General features: G+C 44.6%; 2 protein-coding genes. Both read left to right on the top strand.

The features are described 5' to 3' along the window. Nucleotides 1–571: 571 nt before the first annotated feature. Nucleotides 572–5,017, top strand: coding sequence for a fibronectin type III domain-containing protein (locus tag G563_RS37345; protein ID WP_051211278.1), 4,446 nt, complete (start codon nucleotides 572–574; stop codon nucleotides 5,015–5,017). 264 nt (nucleotides 5,018–5,281) lie between these two features. Continuing rightward, nucleotides 5,282–7,321 carry an OPT family oligopeptide transporter gene (locus tag G563_RS0129195; protein WP_028668452.1) on the top strand — a complete coding sequence of 680 codons (2,040 nt, stop codon included), beginning with the start codon at nucleotides 5,282–5,284 and terminating at the stop codon, nucleotides 7,319–7,321. The last annotated feature ends 29 nt before the right edge of the window (nucleotides 7,322–7,350 follow it).

Below are 7,350 nucleotides of genomic sequence, written 5' to 3'. Positions count from 1 at the left end.
GATTGATTGGCAAGAGAAAAAGTAAATACATAAGACTTCAAGCTCAAAGATTTTATACCATTCTCGTCCCGACATAATGTCGGGACGAGAAATAACTTGACCCAAACTATCATTTGGGTCAAAAATGGTGCTGTGTCTCCGACACAAATCATACAAGCAAATATCAATTTCCCTTTAAATAAAATTACGAGCTTTCTCTTTTGAAACTATTGGCTTATTTTTATCTTGCTCAAGAATACAAAGGGCATCCATTTGCTGGCTTATCTATCGGGTGCTTATCTTATGTCTATCAAACGCTATACACAAGCCTTACCCTTCTAAGAAAACCTGTTTTATAACTTTCAAATCATTTAGTTAAAACAAAAACATGGTTTCTACAATGTATTCCTAACAGCAAATCAATCCTAAAGCATCATCGACTTAAATTATTAAAAGGTCGCCTTTTATTTGTAAACTGATGGATATCCAAAAGCTTTACAAACACAACGTACGCTCTTTTGAAGAGTGAATAACTTCCTGCAAATACGATTCAAGAATCTCAGCCTCATTTTATTTTCATAAAAATCAGTGTATGAAAACTCACTTTTACCTGTCCTTTATTTTTGTATTTTCAATCATTGGGAGTTCGGCCTGGTCAGCGCCTTCCCAAACTACCCCCTATATCAAAATTGACCAGTTTGGCTATTTGCCTACTTCCAAAAAAGTAGCGGTTGTGGTGGACCCCCAAGTCGGCTACAATGCCGCCGAAGCCTTTAGTCCAGGCACGGGAGCCAATCAATATCAAATCCGCCGTTGGAATGACGACGCCGTCGTATTTAGTGGCACGCTTCAAGTATGGAACGGCGGCACTACTCATACCCAATCGGGCGACCGAGGCTGGTGGTTTGATTTTTCGAGTGTCACTAGCCCTGGCTCTTATTATGTTTTTGACCTGACCAACAACGTAGGTTCTTATCGGTTCGATATTGGTGCTAGTGTTTATGATGAAGCCATGAAACACGCCGTCAGAACCTTTTATTATCAACGTCTCAATTTTGCTAAACAAACACCTTACACCGATTCTAAATGGGCAGACGGGGCAAGTTATGAAGGAGCCAACCAAGACCGTTTTGCCACGAGCCGTTACAATAAAGGCAATGCCTCTACTGCCAAAGACCTTCATGGAGGCTGGATGGATGCAGGTGACGTCAACAAATACACCACCTTTGCCGAAAGTGCTGTTATTCAATTGGCTGAAGCCTATCGCATCAATCCCGCCGTATTTAAAGACAATTATAATATCCCCGAGTCAGGCAATGGAACACCCGATATTTTGGATGAATTAAAATACGAACTGGACTTTCTCAAAAGAATGCAAGATGCCACTGGAACCAATGGTTTTTTGTTGAAAGTGGGCGTCGATAATTATAACGAAGTATCCCCTATTAGTACCGATACTCGCCCACGTTATTATTTGCCCGAATGTACTTCAGCCACGCTCGCAGGCGCAGCGATGTTTGCCGTAGCTGGACAAACCTTCAAAACCCATGCGCCCCTTCTTACTTATGGAAACGACCTCATCACACGAGCAGAGGCGGCTTGGAATCGGGCTAAGATTACTACTAATAATTTTACAACTTACGAAACCGCTTGCGACGACGGAGACATCAAGTCGGGTGATGCCGACCAAACCGCCGATGGTCAATTAGGAAGTGCTTTTGTGGCGGCGGTTTATCTTTATGAAGCTACTGGAAAAGCAGAATATAAAACTTTTGTAGAATCCAGATATACCTCCGTAAAACCCTACAGTGACAATTGGTGGGGACCGTATTGGATTCCACAGCAATTGGCCTTTTTACGTTATTCGACCCTCTCAGGTGCTTCTTCAAGTGTGGCCAACAATATCAGAAATCAAAAAGCTGGTATGAATTATTTGTTCTCACTTAATGATTACAACAACGCCACCGACCTTTACCGAGCTTATATGGCCAATGACCAGCACCATTGGGGCAGCAATCAAGTCAGAGCCAACTGTGGGCTACTTAGTCTAGATTTCATAACATTCAATGTCAATACGGCCAATCATGCCCAATATCGAGAAGTAGCTGAGCAGTATCTTCACTGGATGAACGGCGTCAATCCGATGAATTTGGTGATGCTATCCAATATGTCTGTAGCAGGTGCCGAAAACAGCGTCAACGAGATTTATCACACTTGGTTTACCAATGGCACAATATGGGACAATGTACAAACCTCTAGTGCTGGCCCTGCTCCAGGATACGTAACGGGAGGGCCTAACAAAAACTACACTGGATCGGTAGCAAACATCACCAATCAACCGCCACAAAAAGCCTATAAGGAATGGAACAACGGATATCCCGAAAATTCTTGGGAAATCACGGAGCCTTCTATTTATAATCAAGCGGCTTATATTATGCTTTTGGGGCGATTGATGAATACCACTTCTACCGTCGATACGCAAGCCCCTACCGCTCCGACTAACTTGACGACGTCTAACATTTCGCAAACAAGCCTGACTCTAAACTGGACTGCCGCTACCGACAACGTAGGCGTCACGGCTTATGAAGTATATCAAGGTGCGACTTTGGTGAATGGAAATGTAGTGGGGAATAGTTTTACTGTCACTGGCCTTACTTGCAATACCCTTTACAATTTCACAGTTAAAGCCAAAGATGCCGCTGGAAATAGCTCCGAAGCAAGCAATGTCGCTTCTGCCACTACCTCTGCGTGTGATGTACAAGCGCCAAGTATTCCTACCAACCTCACCGCCTCTAATATCTCCACAGGGAGCCTCACGCTCAACTGGACTGCCTCCACCGACAACGTGGGCGTCACGGCCTATGAGGTGTATCGAGGAAATACCCTTGTGAATGGGAATGTTTCAGGCACGACCTTAAATATCACTGGCCTTACTTGTAATACGACTTACAGTTTTACGGTTAAGGCCAAAGACGCTGCCGGCAATATCTCTGCAAGTAGCACCTCCTTGGATGTAAATACTTCGACTTGCCCCACAGGCACTTTTATTTATGACGACGCTTTAGCGGCTGGTTGGGAAGATTGGTCGTGGAGTTCTACTCGCAATTTTTCTAATACCAATCCTACGCAAGCGGGTCCGAACTCCATACGGGTTGATTATACTGCATGGGGAGGTTTATCACTACGACAAGCCACCGCGATAAATACCACTGCCAACACTGTTTTCAAATTTTGGGTATACAGTACTGGCGTAAACAGCATTCGTTTTTCGGTACAAACCGAAGATAATTCTCCTTTGACTACTGAATACACTTTTAGTACAGATGCTAATCAGTGGAAAGAAATTACCGTCACTAGAGCCCAAGTCGGCAACCCCGCCCTTATCAAACGTATCAATTTCCTGAACAATTCTGCCAATAATGCAACAGTGTATTTTGATCAAATCAGAATTGATACAGGCGCCTCCTCAGATACCCAAGCGCCCACTGCTCCTACTAACCTGACAACATCCAATATTTCCCAAACAGGACTAGCACTTTCTTGGACGGCCTCGACCGACAACGTAGGCGTCACCGCTTATGAAGTTTATCGAGGTACTACTTTGCTTAATGCAAATGTTACGGCTACTTCTTTCAACGTCACGGGGCTTACTTGTGGCACAGCTTATACTTTTTCGGTCAAGGCAAAAGACGCCGCTGGGAATATTTCCACTGCTAGCAACAACGCCAACGCCACCACCTCCAACTGCCCTGATACCCAAGCGCCCACTGCTCCTACTAACTTAACAGCGTCCAATATTTTCCAAACAGGACTGACACTTTCTTGGACGCCCTCCACCGACAACGTAGGAGTAGTAGCGTATGAAGTATATCGAGGTACTACTTTGCTTAATGCAAATGTTACGGCTACTTCTTTCAACGTCACGGGGCTTACTTGTGGCACAGCTTATACTTTTTCGGTCAAGGCAAAAGACGCCGCTGGGAATATTTCCACTGCTAGCAACAACGCCAACGCCACCACCTCCAACTGTCCTGATACCCAAGCGCCCACGCGCCCTGCGGGTTTAGTGGCTAGCAATAAAACACAAACTGGCTTTACGCTCTCTTGGACGGCCTCAACCGACAATGTAGGAGTAGTAGCGTATGAAGTATATCAAGCAGGGGTTTTACTAAATAGCAATGTCACAGGTACATCTTTGAATGTCACGGGCCTTAGTTGCAATACGAATTACAGCATGACTGTCAAAGCCAAAGATGCCGCTGGAAACATTTCGCAAGCAAGCTCAGGCTTGACAGTAAGAACAGAAACCTGCTTAAGTCCCGTCATCTATGATGATGCTCTTGGGACAAATTGGAGCGATTGGTCTTGGGGAACCACTCGTAACTTCTCCAACACTAGCCCTGTCAGAGTAGGTAGTAATTCATTAAAAGCAGACTTCACGGCATGGAGTGGTATTTCGCTCCGCCACGAAAATGGCATTAGTACTATATCTACTACGGTATTACGGTTTTGGATAAGAAGCACAACCGCAAGCAGCTACAATGTCTATATCCAAGCTAATGATAATGGAGCCGCAGTTGGCAATTATACATTTACAAGCACCAACAACACTTGGCAAGAAATCGTCCTGAATTTGAGCCAGTTAGGCAATCCTTCCATTGTTAAAAGGGTCAATATTCAAAACAATTCAGGCAACAACGTGACTGCTTATTTAGATAATATTCGCCTCACCAATGTCAACAACGCTCGAAGAGCCTCAGAATGGAAGCCAGAAACAGAGCTTTTGGAAAAGATGCTAGTATATCCAAATCCGTCAGACGGGCCTATCAGCATCAAATATCAATCTTCTATAGCCGAAAATATCAATTTCTCTTTGATAGATTTACGGGGTAATATTATCCAAAATCACAAAAAATTTGCCGAAAAAGGATTGAACGTGTTTGAATTAGACCTTTCTCACGAAAAAGCGGGGCTTTATTTTATTCAATTAAAAGGTTCGGTAGAGACACAAATGCAAAAGGTGATGATTCAACGATAACACCGCGTTATTTTCTATTACAAGAGGCTGTTTCAAAAGTAACAGGGTGCAAAATATTCTTTGGTTTCAACCTCATCCCAACCCTTCTCCTGGCAGGAGAAGGGCTTTCAAAGTCCCCATCTCCAGAAAGGAGAGGGGGATTTAGGGGGTGAGGTTAAATAGGCACAAAAGAAAATTTGGTAACAAAGACTTTTGAGACAGCCTCTTGTATTTAAAAAAAGGGCTGCTTATATTTATTGCCTATACTTTTCTAAACCTTAACTCATGGAAAATAAAGACTTCAAACCCTACATCCCCAACGAAAGCAACATTGCCGAGTTTACCATCAAATCGGTCGTCATGGGAGCTATTTTTGGTATTCTTTTTGGCGCGGCCACGGTTTATTTATCACTCAAAGCAGGGCTATCGGTATCTGCTTCTATTCCCATTGCCGTTTTAGCGATTTCGCTGGGACGCAAGTTTTTGGGTACTACGATTCTCGAAAATAATATTATCCAAACTACTGGTTCAGCGGGAGAGTCGATTGCTTCGGGGGTTGTGTTTACATTACCGGGTTTTTTGTTTTTATCCATGACCGAAGAAGGCAAAAGTATCGGTGCCGACTTTTTCAATTATTGGACCATTTTGACTTTGGCCATTTTGGGCGGTTTTCTCGGGACTTTTATGATGATACCGCTGCGTCGTTCGCTGATTGTTCAAGAACATGGCACCCTTCCCTATCCCGAAGGAACGGCCTGTGGCTCAGTGCTTATTGCGGGAGAAAAAGGGGGAGATTTAGCCAAAACGGCCTATCAAGGTCTAGGCGTAGCCATGCTTTATGCTTTTTTTCAGAAGATACTCCACGTTATTGCCGAAGTTCCCAAACTTGCTTCTTCGCAAGCAAACAAAATTTTTCCGTCGGCCGTAGTCAGTGGCGAAATCACCCCTGAGTACCTTGGGGTAGGCTATATCATTGGTTTTCGTATTTCTGCGGTTTTGGTAGGAGGAGGCTTATTGGCATGGCTAGGATTGATTCCTTTATTGGCGACGCTTGTTCCGGCAGATACGATTGCAGAGCAGCTTATCAAACTTGGCTACTTACAAAGCCTCACTACCGCAGGCGGGCCTGGCGGCTGGGACCCCGCCACTCATGGCTTTGCCGATACAGCGTCGGCTATTTATCGGGCTTATATTCGGCAGATTGGCGCAGGGGCAGTGGCAGCTGGTGGTTTTATGGCTTTGATGAAGAGCATCCCTACGATTGTGTCCTCTTTCAAACAAAGCTTGGCTTCGATGCAAGCAGGCAATGAAGGTGGACGCGCTCGCACTGAGCAAGATTTATCTTTTAAAGTGGTTTTGTTGGGCTGTTTGGCCTTGATCATCCTCATGATTATCCTTCCCCAAATCCCCGGTGATGGCTTCCTAACCAAAACACTAATCGCCATTTTGGTCGTGGTATTTGGGTTTTTCTTTGTCACCGTAGCAAGTCGCATTGTGGGTATTATTGGTTCGAGTTCGTCACCCGTTTCAGGGATGACCATTGCCACTATTATGGCTACCTCTTTGGTTTTTATTGGATTTGGTCTTACTGGAAAACTCTACGAACCTGCCGTATTGGTCATTGGAGGTATGATTTGCATCGCTGCCGCCAATGCTGGCAACACTTCCCAAGATTTAAAAACAGGTTACTTAGTAGGCGCAACGCCTCGTTATCAGCAGATTGCCCTCTTTATTGGGGTGATAGTGTCGTCTTTGGTCATTGGGGCTACGGTCAAGCTTCTCGATACGCCCACTCCCGACTTAGCGGCTCAAGGTATCCAACACGCCATCGGCACTGATAAATTTCCTGCTCCCCAAGGTACCCTTATGGCAACCCTTATCAAAGGACTTTTATCTTTTAATCTCGATTGGCAGTTTGTGTTGGTTGGGGTATTTATTGCGCTTACTATCGAAATCATGGGTGTAAATGCGCTTTCCTTTGCGGTCGGTTTATACTTACCACTCTCTACTACCCTTCCAATTTTTGCAGGAGGTTGTGTGAAGGCTTTTGTCAATTGGAATAGCCAACGTAAAGGCATCGAAGAAGAAGACGCCGACTTAGGCAAAGGCAATTTGTTTTCGACGGGTCTCGTAGCAGGCGGTGCTTTAGCGGGTGTTGTGGTAGCATTGCTATCGGTCAATGACTCCATTTTCAACGCCCTAGCCAACATCAATTTAGAGCCTAGCCTAGCTCACAGCCTTGGAGAAGGAGGTTATCATATATTAGGGACATTATTGTTTGCAGCTATGGCGATAGTATTGTATCGCACCGCGATGAAACGCTAAATCTAAGTTTGGCAAGTTGGGGATTTATC

It is taken from the genome of Runella zeae DSM 19591 (assembly GCF_000423565.1).
GTDB lineage: Bacteria > Bacteroidota > Bacteroidia > Cytophagales > Spirosomataceae > Runella > Runella zeae.
The sequence above is the reverse complement of the archived record's forward strand: the minus strand, read 5'-3'. Positions and strand labels throughout refer to the sequence as shown.